This window comes from Desulforhopalus sp., from assembly GCA_030247675.1.
GTDB lineage: Bacteria > Desulfobacterota > Desulfobulbia > Desulfobulbales > Desulfocapsaceae > Desulforhopalus_A.
In genome coordinates this window covers 188,801-205,851 of the sequence record JAOTRX010000008.1, presented here as the reverse complement: position 1 = coordinate 205,851, position 17,051 = coordinate 188,801, and the positions used below count along the sequence as shown (strand labels likewise).

Annotated in this window: 15 protein-coding genes; all 15 read left to right on the top strand. The window is 54.2% G+C overall.

What is annotated here, in order from left to right; genetic code table 11:
• Positions 1 to 8: 8 nt before the first annotated feature.
• Positions 9 to 758: a YebC/PmpR family DNA-binding transcriptional regulator gene (locus OEL83_17070; protein ID MDK9708757.1), complete on the top strand. Its 750-nt coding sequence runs from the start codon at positions 9 to 11 to the stop codon at positions 756 to 758.
• Positions 759 to 771: 13 nt separating this feature from the next.
• The gene (ruvC, locus tag OEL83_17065) at positions 772 to 1,254 is read left to right on the top strand and encodes a crossover junction endodeoxyribonuclease RuvC (GenBank protein MDK9708756.1); all 483 of its coding nucleotides are present in this window, start codon (positions 772 to 774) and stop codon (positions 1,252 to 1,254) included.
• Positions 1,251 to 1,874 (top strand): Holliday junction branch migration protein RuvA, encoded by a 624-nt coding sequence (ruvA, locus tag OEL83_17060; protein ID MDK9708755.1) that lies wholly within the window; start codon positions 1,251 to 1,253, stop codon positions 1,872 to 1,874. Before ruvC ends, ruvA begins: the two co-directional genes overlap by 4 nt.
• Positions 1,871 to 2,953: a Holliday junction branch migration DNA helicase RuvB gene (ruvB, locus tag OEL83_17055; protein ID MDK9708754.1), complete on the top strand. Its 1,083-nt coding sequence runs from the start codon at positions 1,871 to 1,873 to the stop codon at positions 2,951 to 2,953. Before ruvA ends, ruvB begins: the two co-directional genes overlap by 4 nt.
• A 17-nt stretch (positions 2,954 to 2,970) precedes the next feature.
• The gene (gene panB / locus OEL83_17050; GenBank protein MDK9708753.1) at positions 2,971 to 3,804 is read left to right on the top strand and encodes a 3-methyl-2-oxobutanoate hydroxymethyltransferase; all 834 of its coding nucleotides are present in this window, start codon (positions 2,971 to 2,973) and stop codon (positions 3,802 to 3,804) included.
• 432 nt (positions 3,805 to 4,236) lie between these two features.
• Positions 4,237 to 4,692: a division/cell wall cluster transcriptional repressor MraZ gene (locus tag OEL83_17045; GenBank protein MDK9708752.1), complete on the top strand. Its 456-nt coding sequence runs from the start codon at positions 4,237 to 4,239 to the stop codon at positions 4,690 to 4,692.
• Entirely contained in the window at positions 4,689 to 5,591 is a 903-nt protein-coding gene (rsmH, locus tag OEL83_17040; GenBank protein ID MDK9708751.1) for a 16S rRNA (cytosine(1402)-N(4))-methyltransferase RsmH, read from the top strand. Before OEL83_17045 ends, rsmH begins: the two co-directional genes overlap by 4 nt.
• Before the next feature lie 90 nt (positions 5,592 to 5,681).
• Positions 5,682 to 6,053: a hypothetical protein gene (locus tag OEL83_17035; GenBank protein ID MDK9708750.1), complete on the top strand. Its 372-nt coding sequence runs from the start codon at positions 5,682 to 5,684 to the stop codon at positions 6,051 to 6,053.
• Positions 6,054 to 6,209: 156 nt separating this feature from the next.
• The gene (locus tag OEL83_17030) at positions 6,210 to 7,973 is read left to right on the top strand and encodes a PASTA domain-containing protein (GenBank protein MDK9708749.1); all 1,764 of its coding nucleotides are present in this window, start codon (positions 6,210 to 6,212) and stop codon (positions 7,971 to 7,973) included.
• A 56-nt stretch (positions 7,974 to 8,029) separates the two neighbouring features.
• Positions 8,030 to 11,092: a UDP-N-acetylmuramoyl-L-alanyl-D-glutamate--2,6-diaminopimelate ligase gene (locus tag OEL83_17025; protein MDK9708748.1), complete on the top strand. Its 3,063-nt coding sequence runs from the start codon at positions 8,030 to 8,032 to the stop codon at positions 11,090 to 11,092.
• 57 nt (positions 11,093 to 11,149) lie between these two features.
• On the top strand, positions 11,150 to 12,229 hold the full coding sequence (gene mraY, locus OEL83_17020) for a phospho-N-acetylmuramoyl-pentapeptide-transferase (protein MDK9708747.1): 1,080 nt from the start codon (positions 11,150 to 11,152) through the stop codon (positions 12,227 to 12,229).
• Positions 12,226 to 13,611 carry a UDP-N-acetylmuramoyl-L-alanine--D-glutamate ligase gene (gene murD, locus OEL83_17015; protein MDK9708746.1) on the top strand — a complete coding sequence of 462 codons (1,386 nt, stop codon included), beginning with the start codon at positions 12,226 to 12,228 and terminating at the stop codon, positions 13,609 to 13,611. Before mraY ends, murD begins: the two co-directional genes overlap by 4 nt.
• A 5-nt stretch (positions 13,612 to 13,616) precedes the next feature.
• Complete coding sequence (gene murG, locus OEL83_17010; protein ID MDK9708745.1) at positions 13,617 to 14,744, top strand: undecaprenyldiphospho-muramoylpentapeptide beta-N-acetylglucosaminyltransferase; 1,128 nt, start codon at positions 13,617 to 13,619, stop codon at positions 14,742 to 14,744.
• Entirely contained in the window at positions 14,737 to 16,131 is a 1,395-nt protein-coding gene (gene murC / locus OEL83_17005; GenBank protein MDK9708744.1) for a UDP-N-acetylmuramate--L-alanine ligase, read from the top strand. The genes murG and murC overlap by 8 nt, the downstream gene beginning before the upstream one ends.
• Positions 16,128 to 17,048: a UDP-N-acetylmuramate dehydrogenase gene (gene murB / locus OEL83_17000; GenBank protein MDK9708743.1), complete on the top strand. Its 921-nt coding sequence runs from the start codon at positions 16,128 to 16,130 to the stop codon at positions 17,046 to 17,048. Before murC ends, murB begins: the two co-directional genes overlap by 4 nt.
• Positions 17,049 to 17,051 lie beyond the last annotated feature (3 nt).

The following is a 17,051-nucleotide window of genomic DNA, read 5'->3' as shown; positions in this document are numbered from 1 at the left end:
GGTACACTATGTCCGGACATTCTAAGTGGTCAACAATCAAGAGAAAAAAAGGGGCAATTGATGCCAAACGGGGGAAGATATTCACCCGGTTGATTAAGGAGATTACCGTCGCTGCCAGGGCGGGAGGGGGGGACCCGGAGGGAAACCCACGGCTGCGGACGGCGGTTGCCGCCGCTAAGACCGAGAATATGCCGAAAGACAACATCGCCAGGGCGATTAAAAAAGGTACCGGTGAGATCGCCGGTGAGGTGTATGACGAGATCATGTATGAAGGCTATGGCCCAGGTGGTGTGGCCATCCTCGTCGAATGTATGACCGACAACCGCAACCGGACAGTTGCCGATGTCCGGCACTTTTTTGCCAAAAGCAACGGCAATCTCGGCGAATCCGGCTGTGTATCCTGGATGTTTGAGAAAAAAGGCCTGATAACCATTGATAAGAAGATCACCACCGAAGAGAAATTGATGGATCTGGCCCTGGAGTCCGGGGCCGAGGATGTGGTTGAGGAGGAGGCCGAATTTCAGGTGTTCACATCTCCGGAGGAGTTTGAAAACGTTCGCGCCGCCCTGGAAGGTGCCGGACTGACCTTTCTCGATGCCTCGATATCGATGATTCCGAAAAATACCGTTGAGGTGACCGACGAAAAGGTCGCCAAGTCCCTCATGAAGCTCATGGAAAATCTCGAGGACCACGAAGATGTTCAAAATATTTCCTCAAATTTTGACATCGATGACGCCCTGATGGAGCAGATATCCTGAGCGGCCCTGAAAAATGGCGAAAATCCTTGGGATTGATCCGGGAAGCAGGATTACCGGCTACGGGGTCATAGACGCCTGCTGCGGGCGTCTTGCTTTTGTCGTTTGCGGGATCATCAAGACCAGCAGGGATCAGCCTTTCGCCTATAGGCTTAACGAGATCTTTGAGGGGTTGAGTGAGGTCGTGCAGGTGCACCAGCCGGATGTTGCGGCGATTGAAGAGGTCTTTCTGGCCACCAATCCACGCTCGGCCATTAAGCTTGGCCATGCCCGCGGCGCCGCGGTAGTTGCCGCCATGCAGAATGGCCTGCTGGTCCATGACTACAGCCCCCGGGCGATTAAACGGGCGGTCGCTGGCTACGGTCAGGCCGACAAGGAACAGGTGCAGCACATGGTGCAGGTGCTGCTGGGGCTTTCCGGCAAGCCAAGTCCGGATGCTGCCGACGCTCTGGCCGTCGCCATCTGCCACGCCAACCAGCTGCAGGTTTTACATCTATGATTGCTACCTTAACAGGCAGGGTCCTCGCAAAAAGTGTTGACCGGGCCGTCGTCGATGTCGGCGGGGTCGGTTATGAGGTGATACTTGCGACCGACGGTGTTGCCCGGTTGCCGGAAAAGGGCAAGGAGGTCTTCCTGCACATCCACACCAACGTTCGGGAGGATGCCATCACCCTCTTTGGTTTTATCGAGGAGGAAGAAAAGGAACTGTTTCTCATCCTCCGCACTGTCACCGGCATCGGGCCGAAACTGGCCCTGGCGATGTTGTCGGGGATGCGGGTTGCCGATATCTGTCAGGCAATTATCGGCGGCGATATCAAGCGTCTTACCACCATGCCCGGTGTCGGCAAAAAGACCGCGGAACGGATCTGTGTTGAACTGAAGGAAAAGGTGAGCCATCTCAGCAGCGGCGTGATGCACCTTTCTTCCGGTGCCGAGGAGCCGCTGACCGTCGCCGGACCGGTGGTTGCTGACGCCCTGTCGGCTTTGACCAATCTCGGCTATCCCGATGCGATAGCGAGAAAGGCCCTGGAAACGGTCAAAAAAAGACAGGGAGAGGATGCCTTCGCCCAGCTGCGCATTGAAGTTCTTATTCGGGAGGCCCTGCGGGTACTGGCATGAACATTGAAGAAGAAATCACCGGGAACAGCCGCCTGGTCAACCCCCAGCCGCAGGTATTGGAGCCGGCCAGCGACAATGCCCTCAGGCCGCGCCGACTGGCTGAATATATCGGCCAGGAACAGGTGCGCAAGAGTCTGGCGATTTTCATCCAGGCGGCGCGCGGCCGTCATGAACCCCTGGACCATGTGCTCTTTCATGGATTTCCGGGGCTTGGCAAGACCACTCTCAGTTATATTATCGCCAATGAAATGGGGGCGGGGATAAAGGTCACCTCCGGCCCGGTCATTGAAAAGCAGGGGGATCTGGCGGCAATCCTCACCAGCCTGCAGGAAGGCGATGTGCTGTTCATCGACGAAATCCATCGCCTCAACCATGTGGTGGAGGAGATCCTCTATCCGGCGATGGAGGATTTTCAGCTCGACCTCATTATCGGCCAGGGACCCGGCGCCAGGTCGGTGAAGATGGACCTACCAAAATTCACCCTAGTTGGGGCGACCACCCGCACCGGCCTTCTGACACCGCCTCTGCGGGACCGCTTTGGTGTTGTCCTGCGTCTCGATTTCTACACCCCGGAAGAACTGGTGACCATCGTCCAACGGTCGGCAAGGATTCTTGGCATGGAGATCGACGCAACCGGGGCCCTGGAGTTGGGCAGGCGTTCCCGGGGCACCCCGCGAATTGCCAATCGGCTGCTACGGCGGGTCCGGGATTTCGCCGAGGTCGGAGGGCACCGGGTCGTCGACGGCACGGTCGCCAACGAGGCACTCAATCTCCTCGGTGTCGATCAGCTGGGTCTCGACGATATGGACAGAAGGGTCATGCTGACCATTATCGATAAATTCGAGGGTGGACCAATCGGTCTTGAGACCTTGGCGACGGTGGTCTGTGAAGAAAAGAACACCCTTGAAGACGTGTATGAGCCATTTCTCATTCAGTCGGGGTTCCTGCAAAGAACGCCCCGGGGTCGTGTGGCAACGGCCAGGGCCTATGAGCATTTTAAACGGAAGATGCCCCGGCAGGCAGCAATGCAGCAGTCTCTTTTCGAGGAATGGAAGAGAGATTCAAATGATGTCCCCTGACCAAGAGGATACTCCCTATGCGTAGAACAGTTACAGATTTCAAGTTGATGAAACAGGAAAGCAGGAAGATTTCCATGCTCACTGCTTACGATGCCTCGATGGCGCGTTTGCTGGACAGTTGCGGTGTCGTGGATATGCTCCTGGTTGGCGACTCTTTAGGCATGGTCATGCTTGGCTACGACTCGACGGTGCCGGTGACCATGGAGGATATGCTGCATCACTGCAAGGCGGTTCGGCGCGGGGCACCCGGCGCCTTTATCGTCGGCGATATGCCCTTTGGCGCCTATCAAACCGGTGAGCGAGACGCGATTGTCAATGGTATGCGCTTTATGAAGGAAGCAGGCTGTGATGCCGTCAAACTTGAAGGAGGTTTGACGATGTGCGGGGTTGTCCGGGCCTTGGTCGATGCCGGCATTCCCGTCATGGCCCATATCGGATTGACGCCGCAGACCGCAGGGCAACTGGGTGGCTATAAGGTGCAGGGCAAAGGCCTCGACGCCGCGAGAAGACTCTTGGCCGAGGCCAGGGGACTGGAGAAGGCCGGGGCCTTTGCGATGGTTATGGAGTGTATTCCAGCCGGCCTTGCCCGGGTCATCAGCCAGGCTGTCGTCATGCCCACCATCGGCATAGGGGCCGGCGCGCAGTGTGACGGGCAGGTCCTGGTCACCCACGACCTGCTTGGTATGTTTGATAAGTTTATCCCTAAATTTGTCAAAAAATTCAGCGACCTCTCGCCCCTTATCAAGGAAAGCATCGTACAATACGATACGGAGGTCAAAGCGGGCTCTTTCCCCGGGCCGGAACATGGATTCGCCGATCAGGGGGATTATTCTCAGCTCTTAAACGAATAGGTACGAGCAGTCGTACAGGCTGTTATCTCTAAAGGGGGGAATGTGTGGGTTGCATTCCTCCCTTTTTGCTTTTCCCATCCTTTTCCTCCCCACCTTTCCCCACCGTAACAAAAAAGCACTCATACTAAGTGGATTCATTAAGTATTTTGAATTTCCGGTAATTATTTTCTGCCTTCCCTGGGCGAAGGTTTCGTGTGTTGGGGCCTTTATTCTGAAAAATGTAGGTAAAGCACATTATATGGTGTTTGTGTTGCGTTGTGACCACCATATATTGTCATTTAGCAGCCCAAGCTGTGGCGGCCTATTGCTGGAAATTACTGCAAATATTTCTCTTGACACCTTCTGTTGCCATGATATAAAGGGGATAAGTGGTGGTGAAAAGTGGGTGATTGGGGATGGTAGGTGGTCGGTAGGGGGTTGGGGGTACTACGGGTGATCAACAACAGATTTCGGAGCAAGACGGAACACACCTTGGATGCGAAGGGGCGGTTGAATTTCCCCAGTCGTTTTCGTGAGGTGTTGCGTCAAACCGGCTCGGAAAGCCTGGTGTTAGTGCCATGGGGCAATCATCTTCGAGTGTATCCCGCAGCCGAGTGGGAAGCTTTGGAGACAAAGCTGCTGACGCAGGGCGGAGAAAACCGGATTACCAAATTTCTCCGCTATGTTGTCGGTGGTGCGGTCGAATGCAATATCGACAAGCAGGGCCGCATCCTCATCCCTCCCGACTTCCGTGTCGATTTGCCCCTGGGTAAGGATGTCACTGTGACCGGAATGCTCGACTGGGTTGAGATCTGGGATAAAGAGGCCTGGATTGCTGAAACCAAGGCCACCCGCGAAAATTTCCCTGAGCATGAAACGAGTCTGGCTCGGATGGGAATCATCTCGTGACAGACGAAAGGCCTGTTGAGCAGATTCATCGTTCGGTCCTCCTCGAGGAGTGCATGGACTTTCTTCAGCCGGCTTCCGGCGGGATCTATGTCGACGGCACTTTGGGCTTGGGGGGGCACAGTGCGGAAATCCTCCGGCGGTCAGCCCCGGATGGTAGGGTCGTGGCCTTTGAATGGGATGAAAGTGCCCTCGGCCGCAGTGCCGGACGATTGCAGGAATATGCCCCAAGATTGACCATCATTAGACGAAATTTCGCAGAATTGGCGGTTGGGCTTGGTGAGGCTGGGGTTAGCGAGATAGACGGTCTGTTGATTGATATCGGTCTCTCTTCCCTGCAGCTTGACATGGGGCAGCGTGGCTTCAGTTTTCAGCGTGATGAAGTTCTGGATATGCGTATGGATAATCGAAATCCGAACACAGCCCAATCGATTCTCGCAACCTGTTCGGAAGAGGAGCTGGCCGATATTTTTTTCTATTTCGGCGAAGAGCGGCAGGCTAGGCCGATTGCTGCGGCGATCGTCAACTATCGGGAAAAAGAGAGAATATCCACTACCAAGCAGTTGGTTTCGATCATCGTGAAAGCGGTTCCACGGCGGTTTCATCCCCCGAAAATCCATGTTGCCACGAAGGTCTTTCAGGCTCTGCGGATAGCGGTGAACACTGAATTGGAGAATCTGGCAAGGATAATAGATGACGCCACGCAGTTTCTCAAACCGGGCGCGAGATTGTGTGTTATTTCCTTTCACTCTCTGGAAGACCGGATTGTGAAGAGAAAGTTTAAGAACAATGGAATGTTGGAGGTACTGACCGGGAAACCGGTGATCCCCTCCTCAGCCGAGATAGCTGCCAATGCCAGATCGCGAAGCGCCAGGCTGAGGGTCGCACAGAAAAAAGGGTAACACCCCGCAAGGGAAACAGGTGCCAGTCGCAGGATATTTTTTCTTTAACGAAAATATTCTGTAAGGCACTCAAGCAATCTGGGAGGGACCATGAACTTTCACAATACTACGCAATTATCGTATCTGAGACCAGTAACCAATATTGGGCTTCGCCAGCATCTGCAGCCCCGCGGTGTAGTTGATCTTCTCGGGGGAGTGGTGTTGTGGAAGGCGGTTGGCAAGGTGCTGTTGGTGTTGCTGCCCCTGATGTTGGCGGCCAATATGTTTCTTGCCGGGATCATCAATAATGTCGGGCAGTCAATTTCGTCTGTCGATGACCAGCGGCATGAGTTGATGGATAAAAACATCGGTTTACTGGCACAAAAAGCACGACTTTATGCGCCGGAGCGGGTTGGACAACTGGCAGAACAGAAACTGTCACTTTACGCTGCTTCGCCAGGTCAGATCGAACGCATCAACTAAAGAGGGAAGGGCTTTCCGCCTTCCTTGTCCATCATGACGAAACAGCCCCGCCTCAGAACGCAAGGCAGAAGGAGTTACGGGCGGGGCTTTTTGTATCTTGCAATTCTCGCAGTAATCGGGGTAGCGGTTTGGCAGTCTGATCGACTGATTGGTCTGATGTCCTCTGTAAAAGAGGTGGTTGGCTCGATAACTGGTAGTGGACCTAAGGCAAGAGTCCCTCGTGGGACTTTTTATGACCGCAATCTCAAACAACTAGCCGTAACCTTGGATCGGGTTTCGGTTTTTGCACGGATTCAGGAGCTGAAATCCGTCCCTGATACGGTGAAGGTGCTGGCAGAGATTCTGTCACTGGATGAAAAGGAACTCCAGCAAAAACTGGAAACGACTGCGTTGCGGGTCTGGCTTGCCGAGGATATCAGCATGGAGCAGGAGATTGCTATCAAAAGCAAGAGGTTGGCCGGTGTATACCTGCAGAAGGAAGAGAAACGATTCTATCCTAACGGCTCCCAGGCCGCTCACTTGATAGGCTACGCGGAAGATGGAATAGGCCTGGCCGGGGTCGAACACTATTTTGACCGTCTTCTGGCCAACCGGAAATACCTGAAAAAGGAGCAACCTAGCCTCAATTCATCCGAGGATCTCGTCCTCACTCTCGACCTGAAGATTCAAGACATTCTCGACAAGATGCTCGAGGACATAGCCAAGCAGGAAAAAGTCCGCTGGGCATTGGCCTACCTCATGGATGGCCAGACCGGCGAAATCGTTGGCGGGGCACAAATCCCAGGTTTTGATCTCAATAATTTTGCAAAGTACTCGAAAGAAGTGCTTGCCAACCGTTTTGTCTCGCCAATTCTTCTGCCGGATAATTTTCGCCGCCTCTTGCGAGATCTCTCTCTCCTGCACGTTTCGAATATTCAAGAGTCTCCGGCAAAAATCCCCTGGAGCTTGCGATCTGCTGACAGTAATCTCGGAAGTCAACTGCAATTGTGGGAATGGCTTGGCTTGAATGAAAAGCCTGTGGCTGATTTTCATCTGTCGAAGCAACCTGGAGAACAAGGAGAGAACAATCAGCAACCTCTGCTTCCCCGGATGCCGCATCTGGAAATGGTGCCGGATTACGCTTCCCCTTTTGCAATTCTCACAACTCTTGCCGCCCTCCATAATGACGGCAAAGCCGTTCGACCGTTTGTAGTTCAAAAGGACGGAGGTGGTGCTGAGGACGGTACAAAGGAAGCCTCCTCTCCTCCCAAACCAGAGGGAAGTGAATCTCCAGGTGAAAAAGATGCTTTTGCCCTTTACGACGGAGCGGAGTTGTTTCGGAGCCAAGGGAGGCCAGGCATTTCCAATTCGTATTTTTTTAGAGACGAGATACTGGTAAAAAATCGTAATGACACGCGCCGGCAAATGTCCATGAACGAGTTGTTGCTGGTTGCCATTCCATCCGGCGGCAACGATCTGCATTTGCTTGTGGTTGTCGAGCGGGAGCAGGAAGGGCCGAATCCAAAAAACGGGAAAAAGACGATGAATCTTGAACAAATTGTTGAAGAAAAAATTGAGAGAATATCGATACTGCAACAGGTGGCTAAAACTGTTGCCGATGTTGTGGAGCCGGAATCGTCGGACGAAGATAATTATCAGAGAGAAAAAGATCTCTCCCAAGGGGCCAAAAAGGTTGCGGCGGCTAAGGCACAAAACCATCCAAAGCTGGAAATCATGCCTGACTTTATAGGACAAAGCCTGCGGAAAAGCCTAATTACTCTGCAGGGTGTCTATCTGAAGATCAATATTCGTGGAACAGGCAAGGTGGTTGCGCAAAAACCTGCACCTGGAACGAGTTTGAAGGGGGTCTCGGAGTGTACCCTCATTCTCAATAAAGGTGAAGACATGGTCCCTGAGAAATTTTCCAAGACAGTGCAGTGAATGGCGCCCGGATCAATGCCGGGTTGTGAACAACATTTCTAATGGGAAAATCGCCAATGGCGCCAAGACAACCGCAACCAACACTTGCTTCCCTGCTTCTGGGCATTAGTTGCAAGGTGCTCCATGTTCCGGCAACGACACTCCTCGATACCCTGCCAATTTCATCAATTTCATCGGATTCACGGATTTTTTCGGATAATGGATTGTTTGTCGCCCTTCCGGGGGTTGCCAGTGACGGGCATAATTATCTGGAGAAGGCCATTGCTAATGGATGTGTTGCTGTCATCTGTCAAACCGGGCGGGTAGGTGCCAGCCGGTTGGCAGATCTGCAGAATGCGGTGATCATAGAAGTGGCCGATACGAGCCTCGCCTATGCAGCTGTTGCCGCCAATTATTACCACCGGCCGGCAGAAGATATGTGCTTTGTCGGGGTCACAGGGACCAACGGGAAGACGACCATAACCTATCTTCTTGAGGAAGTGCTATTGCAAAATGGCTTGAGTGTAGGGGTCGTAGGAACGGTCAATAACCGATATACCCTGGCGGGAGGGACAAAAAAGGTACTCGACACCCGGTTTACCACCCCCGAGGCCTTTACCCTGCAAGGGGTATTGCGGGAGATGGCCGACGCAGGGGTAAGTCATGTCGTCATGGAGGTGTCCTCCCATGCTCTCCAACAAGCAAGAATTGGCGGTATCACCTTTGCCGCCGCCGCATTTACCAACCTGACCAGAGACCATCTCGATTATCATCAGGATATGGCATCCTATTTTCAAGCGAAGATGAAACTCTTCGGTGAGTATCTTCAGGATGGTGGAACAGCGGTGTTGCCATGTGCCAAAGAGGGGAGTGCGTCTTGGGAGTGGTTGCTTCCATTGCATGATCTGTGCGCGAATAAGGGGAAGCGAGTAATCGGCTGGGGCGAAAACACTCGCGCAGACATACGCCTTATGGATTTTCAATCGGACCTCGACCATACCGATGTGACGGTCCTCACCGAGGGGGGCCTGCAGCGCATAACGACTCCCCTGGTCGGCCGTTTCAATGTCGAAAACATCCTCACTGTCTTTGGACTCGGCGTGGCTATGGGCATCGACAATCGCCTGATCTGTAAGGCCCTTGCTACTGCCGCCGGAGCACCGGGCAGATTGGAAAAGGTTACAACCGGGTCTGCCTGGAATTCCTGTGGGCCGGTGGTTTTGGTCGATTATGCCCACACTCCTGACGCTTTGGAAAAGGTGCTTACGACGGTTAAGGATCTGCCGCACCGTGAACTTATCTGTGTCTTTGGCTGTGGCGGTGACCGGGATAAGGGCAAACGGCCGGTGATGGGCGACATAGCTGCGAGACTTTGCGACCTGGTCGTGGTAACCGACGATAATCCCCGCACTGAAGATCCTGAGGAGATCGTTACTCAGATCACGGCGGCGATCGCCCCCCTACTCGGACCAGCCAACATGGCAGAATGGTTAGATAAACGAAAATCCGGAGAAGGCGGCTTTGCCGTGATCAGGGATCGGCGGGAGGCGATACGCCTGGCAATCAAGGCCGCTGGCCCGGAAGATGTGGTTGTCATTGCCGGAAAAGGCCATGAGACCTATCAGCTGACATTGCAGGGCAAGCGATTTTTCGATGACCGGATCGAGGCAAAGAACGCCCTTCTCTCCTGGACTGATGAATTGATTGCCACAGCGACAAACGGAGTCCTGCACTCCGGAACGAAGGGCCGGGGTTTGTTGGGACAAGTCTTCACCGATAGCCGCGTGGCCTGCGAGAATGGTATCTTTGTTGCCCTACGCGGTGAAAACCATGATGCCCATGCCTATCTTGAACAGGCGGTAAGTAATGGGGCGGCCTGCCTGGTGGTCGATCATATCCCTGCCGCGTTCCCCACTACGGAAGTAAGCCTCATTGTTGTGGCTGATACCCAACGGGCGCTAGGCGAAATGGCGAGATTTCGCCGCAGACAGCTTGGTATTATCACTGATCAAAAGATTATCGGGATAACCGGCAGCTGCGGCAAAACCACGGTCAAAGAGATGATTACCGCGATCCTCGCCCGGAAGTGGCCGGCAGGACCGGATTATCCGACAGAAAGTGTCCTCAAGACCAAAGGTAATTTTAATAATCTGATCGGTTTACCCTTGTCGCTGCTGCCTCTGGCGGTACATCACCGGGCGGCAGTGCTGGAGATGGGGATGAATCGACCTGGAGAGTTGGCGCGACTTGGCGAAATAGCCGAACCTGATGTCAGCTGCATAACCAATATTCATGCCGCCCACCTTGAAGGATTGGGGACAATCGAAGGTGTTGCCAAGGCAAAAGAGGAGCTTTTTGCCGCAACCAAGTCCTCCGGCACACTCATTGTCAATATTGACGATCCCCTGATCAGCAAACTGAGTTCCGGGTATGAGCAAGGCAAACTCACCTTTGCGGCATCAGGCGAACACATGCAGGAAAAGCCGGATTTCTGGCCATCGGGTATTTTTTTCGAGACGGGCGGGGTAATTACCTTCACCCTCCATCACCACCAGCAATCGGCGGCAATCCATCTCTTTACCGCCGGAGAACATAATGTCGCCAATGCCCTCGCTGCGGCGGCCATTGCCTTTGCTAGCGGTGCGACCCTCGCCGAGATCGCAGCGGGTCTTGGTGATTATCGGGCCCCCGCCAAGCGTATGGAGATCCTGCGCAGCAAATTCGGTTTCACCATTCTCAACGATACCTATAATGCCAATCCGGCATCCATGGCGGCAGGTTTGAAAACTCTTAAACAGCTGGCCACGGGGAGTAGCTTGGCAATAATCGGGGATATGCGTGAACTTGGGGAAAGCTCTGTCCGAGCCCACTTTGACATTGGTGGATTGATCGCCCAATTAGATATCGAACATGTTGGAATAGTAGGAGAATTTAAGAATGATGTGGCGGATGGGGCTCGTGCAGCAGGATTCCCTGATGAGAGGCTGCGAATATTCGCCGATAAGGATGGTGCAGTAACATGGATAAAAGAGCTGGTTGCCGCAAAAAAGCTTGGAAAAGATGATCTGATCTTGGTAAAGGCATCCCGTAGCCTGCGCTTTGAAACCATTGTCACAGAGCTCATTGAACCCGCCGGCTGATCAGGGCGATTGCCGGCCGTCAAGCTTATTAAAAGTCTACCGCGAGCTGTAAAGCATATGCTGTATCATCTCTTGTATCCACTGCATACTGATCTGAATTTTCTAAATGTATTTAGATATATAACCTTTAGATCGATTGGCGCCGCAGTTACGGCGTTTTTAATAATGGTAGTTTTTGGTCCGCTCTTTATCCGGACCATGCGCCGTCTTCAGATTGGCCAGGTGGTTCGCGATGATGGGCCGGCCACCCATCTCGCCAAACAGGGCGTGCCGACCATGGGTGGTGTGCTCATAATTACGGCGATAACCCTTGGAACGTTGCTCTGGGCTCGTCTTGATGGCCTGTTGGTTTGGCTCGGGGTATTCATCACCCTGTTTTACGGTGCAATCGGCTGCGTCGATGATATGCGTAAAATCAAGAAGAAGAATTCCAAAGGATTGAGTGCCAAAGGAAAGTTGATTCTGCAGCTGATCGGCGCCACAGTGGTCGGGATATGTATCTACCTGCATCCGGGGTTTGATGGTCACCTGAGTTTTCCATTCTTTAAAAATTTGCGGCCAGACCTTGGCTGGTTTTATGTTGTTTTCGCCATTTTGGTCATTGTCGGCTCATCGAACGCGGTCAACCTCACCGATGGTCTTGATGGTTTGGCGGCGGGGCCTACCGTGGTGACCGCGGCAGTGTACCTGGTCTTTTCTTACCTGGCGGGACATGTGGTGCTGGCCGATTACCTGCAATTGCCTTACGTGGCCGGCAGCGGTGAGCTGGCGATTTTCTGCGGAACGATTGTCGGGGCGTGTCTTGGCTTTTTGTGGTTTAATGCCTATCCAGCGCAGATGTTCATGGGGGATGTCGGGGCACTCGCCCTTGGCGGGGCGCTCGGTTCCATCGCCATCATCATCAAGCAAGAATTTCTCCTGGCGATTGTTGGTGGAATCTTTGTCATGGAGGCACTCTCGGTTATCATGCAGGTAGGATATTTCAAACTCACCAACGGCAAGCGAATCTTTCTCATGGCCCCTTTTCATCATCACTTCGAGAAGAAGGGCTGGCATGAGCCGAAGGTCGTGGTGCGATTCTGGATTGTCTCAATAGTTCTCGGCCTTTTTGCCATTGCCACCCTGAAACTGCGATGATAAACAACAATATGATATCTCAAGGGACAAAGGTAGCGGTTCTCGGTCTTGGTATTTCTGGCAGGGCCGCAGTAAAATTCGCGCTGCAATGTGGTGCCGTTGTACGGGTGTCGGACGCCAGGCCGGTGCCGAACTTTGTCGCCGATGAAGAGCAGTTCTTGAAGGACACCGGGGTTGCCTGGGAGGCGGGTGGCCACAGCTTTGATTTCTTGCGTTGGGCCGATCTTGTCTTGCTCAGCCCCGGTGTCGATCTGGCCTTGCCGCTGATCACCTCCTTGCGCGATGCCGGGGTGGGGATGGCTGGAGAGCTTGCGGTGGCCTCCGGCGCCATTACCGTGCCGGTTGTGGCGATTACCGGCACCAATGGCAAAACTACCGTAACGACCCTCATTGGCGAATTGTTGACCGCATCCGGGAAAAAGGTCTTTGTCGGAGGCAATATCGGCACCCCGCTGTATGAATTTCTTTGTAACCCCGATGATTACGACATGGTAGTTGTCGAGGTGTCCAGCTTTCAGCTGGAAAGTGCCGGCGACTTTGCGCCAAACGTCGGGTTGCTGCTCAATGTTACCCCCGATCATCTTGACCGGCATGGCAGTCTGCGGGGATATGCCCAGGCGAAAATGCGACTTTTTGCCCATCAACAGGATGGCGATCTGGCCATCGTCAACGGTGATGATGATCTTTGCCGGACGCTGCCTCCTGGACTCCTCTGCGACGTTCAGAGCTTTGGGAGTGGAGAAGGTGATACCGCTGTTATAAAGGATGGATTGATTCGGGTGAATCTTGATGGCTACATCGAAGAATACCCGCTGGCTGGAACCGCGCTTGCCAATAGTGTCGGTCTTCGAAACAGCGCAGCGGCAATTCTTGCCGCACGACGGCTCGGCTGTACACCGGCCCAGGTATTGCAGGGTCTCAGGGATTTTCGTCTGCTGCCGCATCGTATCGAGTTTGTCGGCGAAGTTCATGGCGCCTCGTATTATAACGATTCGAAGGCGACCAACACCGGGGCGGTAATCGGGGCCTTGGAGCAGTTTCCCGGTAATGTCATTCTGATTGCCGGTGGACGGGACAAAGGTGACGACTACCGCTTACTGAGAGAACTGGTGGCAGCCCGGGTCCGGCAATTGATTGTCATCGGCGAGGCGGCGGTCCTCATTGCCAAGGCCCTGGCGGATGTGGTGGACATCAAATGGGCAAAATCGATGCATGAGGCGGTAACCCTTGCCGCCGTAGTTGCCAGGCCGGGTGATGTTGTGCTCCTTTCGCCGGCCTGTGCCAGTTTCGATATGTTTAAAAGCTATGGCCACCGGGGGAACGAATTCAAAAAAGAGGTGTTGGCTTTGCAGGGAGCAAAAACATCTGCTACCCGGGAGTGATGAGCTTGACTGGCAAACCCGCAAAAATAAGGCTCCTTCTTACCGGCGGCGGAACCGGGGGACACCTTTTCCCGGCGGTTGCCGCCGCACAGGAATTTCAGCGGCAGTTTCCGGAAACCGAGGTGCTGTTCGTCGGTACTGAACGGAAGGTCGATACCAGAAGTCTGGCTCAATACGGCTTTACCAGTGAAAAGATACGGAGTTACGGGCTGAAAGGTAAAAGCCCCCTGGAACTGCTGAAGGCCATTGCGGTCCTGCCGGTTTCATGCTGGCAAGCGGCAATGATCATTCGCCGCTTCCGTCCCAGCATCATCCTTGGGGTTGGCGGCTACGTTACCGGACCAGTGGTCCTTGCCGGGAAGATTCTTGGGGTGCCGGCCCTGATCCATGAGCAGAACTCGGTCCCAGGTCTGGCCAACAAAAAACTTGGTCGTTTGGTCGATAAGGTCTGCTTGTCTCTACCGGGCAGCGGCGGCGAGTTTCCTCCTGAAAAAATGGTCTATACCGGCAATCCGGTGCGCAGAACCATCCTTGATCTGGCAAAGAATCCACCAATCCGGACCAACCCGTCGAGCAAAAAGACCTTACTGATTCTGGGCGGAAGTCAGGGCGCCCAGGCTATCAACAGGCTAGTACCGGAGAGTCTCCTGGCGTTGCCGGGCGGCTTTCTGGCTACCATTCGAGTTATTCATCAAACTGGAGAGCAGGATTTTCAGGCGGTGAAAGACCAGTATGCAGCGAGCGGAATTGAGGCGCAGGTCCAACCGTTTTTTACCAATATGGCCGAAATTTACAGCCAGACCGATCTACTGGTGTCACGGGCCGGGGCGACGACTCTTGCCGAAATCGCTGTGCTGGGAAAGCCTGCCATCCTTATTCCCTACCCATCGGCTGCCGACAACCATCAGGAAAAGAATGGGGAGTATTACGTGGCTGGAGGGGGGGCTGTCATGCTCAGGCAAAAAGAGCTTAGCGGCGAGGTCCTCGCCGGCAATATCCAGGAATTGATGGGTGATGTGGGGAAGCTCACGACCATGGGCATGGCGATGAAAAAGCTGGCATATCCCGACGCGGCGGAGAAGATTGTCGCGTGTTGTTTACAGATTCTGGAGAGAAAGGCCTCTCATGTATAAAAAGACCAAACATATCCATTTTGTCGGCATCGGCGGCATCGGCATGAGCGGCATCGCCGAGCTGCTCCTCAATCTCGGCTACAAGGTTTCCGGCTCCGACCTCAACGACACCGGTATCACTCGGAAGCTTTCCAGTCTGGGTGGGGCCGTCTACCAGGGCCATCATAGCGACTGGATCACCGGAGCCGACGTGGTGGTGACCTCTTCGGCGATTTCGGCGGACAATCCGGAGGTGGTGAAGGCCAGAGAAACCAATGTACCGGTGATCATGCGGGCGGAGATGCTCGCCGAGCTGATGCGCCTGAAAAAATACGGCATTGCCATCGCCGGCAGTCACGGCAAGACCTCGACGACCTCCATGGTCAGCTGGATGCTCTGCTATGCCGGACTTGATCCGACCATCGTCATCGGCGGCAAGGTCGATGCCCTTGGCGGCAATGCCAAGCTCGGCGAAGGCGAGTTTCTGGTCGCCGAGGCCGATGAAAGTGACGGGTCGTTTTTGAAACTGTCGCCGGTGGTCGAGGTAATCACCAATATTGACCTAGAACATCTCGATTATTACCGGGATCTTGACCATATCAAGGAGACATTTCTGCAGTTCATCGACAAGATCCCCTTCTACGGGGCGGCAATTATCTGTCTTGACGATCCGAACATCGCCGACATTCTGCCGGCCATAAAGAAGCGGACGATCACCTACGGACTGACGCCGCAGGCCGATTACTACGCTGATAAAATTTCCTGGCAGGATGGCCGCGTACACTTCACCGTAAAAAATGCCGGGGGTGAATTGGGCCGGGTGAGTATCGTCCCTCCGGGGATGCACAATGTCTATAACGCCCTGGCGGTGGTCTGTGTCGGCATGGAGCTGGAACTGCCCTTCGAGAAGATCCAAGGGGCTCTGCAGAGCTTTGCCGGGGTGCAGAGGCGTATGCAGAAAAAAGGCGAGATTAACGGCATAACCGTCGTAGACGATTACGGCCATCATCCCACGGAAATTCGCGCAACCCTTGCGGCAATAAAGCAGGCTTGGCCGGAAAAGCGACTTGTCGTCTTGTTTCAACCGCATCGTTACTCGCGGACCAAAGGACTCTTTAAGGAGTTCCAGACCTGTTTCCATCAAGCTGACTATCTTGTTATGACTGATATCTATGCGGCGAGCGAGCAACCTATTGAGGGCGTCACCAGTGAGAGCCTGCTGGCGGCAACGATGCACCACGGTCAGCGCAACACCCGGTATGTCGCCAGGGTCGACAGAATGGCCGCTGAGCTTTTACCGATAATCAAGGCAGGGGATCTGGTGTTGACCCTCGGTGCCGGAAACATCGTCAGGGTAGGTGAGGAGCTGCTCAACCTGCTCAGACAACAGCCGGGGACAATCAGGTGAATCCGGCTCAACGGCAAGCCCTTTCGGCACTGTTGTCGCAACCGGTGCAGTGGCAGTGCCATTTGTCCGGATACACCTCTTTTGCCATCGGCGGGCCGGCCGAGGCCCTGATTAAGGTGAATCTGCGCTCCGAGCTGCAGCCCCTTTTGGCCTTTTTGGCGGAGGAGGATATTTCTTGGCGGGTTCTTGGCAAGGGAACCAACCTCCTGGTGGGCGATGAAGGTTTTGCCGGGGTGATAATCCGCCTTGGCGGCGAATTTACCCAGTGTGCCGAGGAAGCTGGGGAAGATGGATTGCTGCAGTTGCAGATAGGTGGTGGAGCCAGCCTGTCGCGCCTAGCCGTTCGCTATTCCGAGCGGGGGTTGACCGGCTTGGAGTTCGCCTGCGGCATACCGGGAACTCTCGGCGGGGCGGTGATCATGAATGCCGGGGCATGGGGCAGCGATATTGCCTCGGTACTGCAGGGCGTGACACTGACCACTGCTGAAGGCGACATCCCTTTGACTGCTGAAGAGATGGATTTTACCTATCGGAGCTGGCGGGGATTTTCCCGGTACCAGGGCAGGGCGGTGGTTGCGGCGGTAGGATTACGACTCCGGCACGGTGATCCGGTTGAGGTAACGGCCCGTTGCAGGACCTTGCAGGAGCGAAGGAAGGTGTCTCAGCCAAGTGATTATGCCAATGCCGGGTCATTTTTTAAGAATCCGCCAAATGACAGCGCCGGCAGACTCATCGAGGCGAGCGGGTTGAAAGGACTGAGGGTTGGCGGGGCCATGGTTTCAGAGCGGCATGCTAATTTTCTCGTCAACACCGGTTCGGCAACCGCTGCCGATGTTCTACGGCTGATGACCAAAATTCAGAAAAAAGTGCAGGAAGACTGGGGCGTTTGCCTCGAACCCGAAGTCCATTTTATATAAAAA

Bases quoted from the DNA above. Each gene is read 5' to 3' on its own strand.
- OEL83_17070 (MDK9708757.1), top strand. From the start codon at position 9: ATGTCCGGACATTCTAAGTGGTCAACAATCAAGAGAAAAAAAGGGGCA.
- ruvC (MDK9708756.1), top strand. From the start codon at position 772: ATGGCGAAAATCCTTGGGATTGATCCGGGAAGCAGGATTACCGGCTAC.
- ruvA (MDK9708755.1), top strand. From the start codon at position 1,251: ATGATTGCTACCTTAACAGGCAGGGTCCTCGCAAAAAGTGTTGACCGG.
- ruvB (MDK9708754.1), top strand. From the start codon at position 1,871: ATGAACATTGAAGAAGAAATCACCGGGAACAGCCGCCTGGTCAACCCC.
- panB (MDK9708753.1), top strand. From the start codon at position 2,971: ATGCGTAGAACAGTTACAGATTTCAAGTTGATGAAACAGGAAAGCAGG.
- OEL83_17035 (MDK9708750.1), top strand. From the start codon at position 5,682: ATGAACTTTCACAATACTACGCAATTATCGTATCTGAGACCAGTAACC.
- OEL83_17030 (MDK9708749.1), top strand. From the start codon at position 6,210: ATGTCCTCTGTAAAAGAGGTGGTTGGCTCGATAACTGGTAGTGGACCT.
- OEL83_17025 (MDK9708748.1), top strand. From the start codon at position 8,030: ATGGCGCCAAGACAACCGCAACCAACACTTGCTTCCCTGCTTCTGGGC.
- mraY (MDK9708747.1), top strand. From the start codon at position 11,150: ATGCTGTATCATCTCTTGTATCCACTGCATACTGATCTGAATTTTCTA.
- murD (MDK9708746.1), top strand. From the start codon at position 12,226: ATGATAAACAACAATATGATATCTCAAGGGACAAAGGTAGCGGTTCTC.
- murC (MDK9708744.1), top strand. From the start codon at position 14,737: ATGTATAAAAAGACCAAACATATCCATTTTGTCGGCATCGGCGGCATC.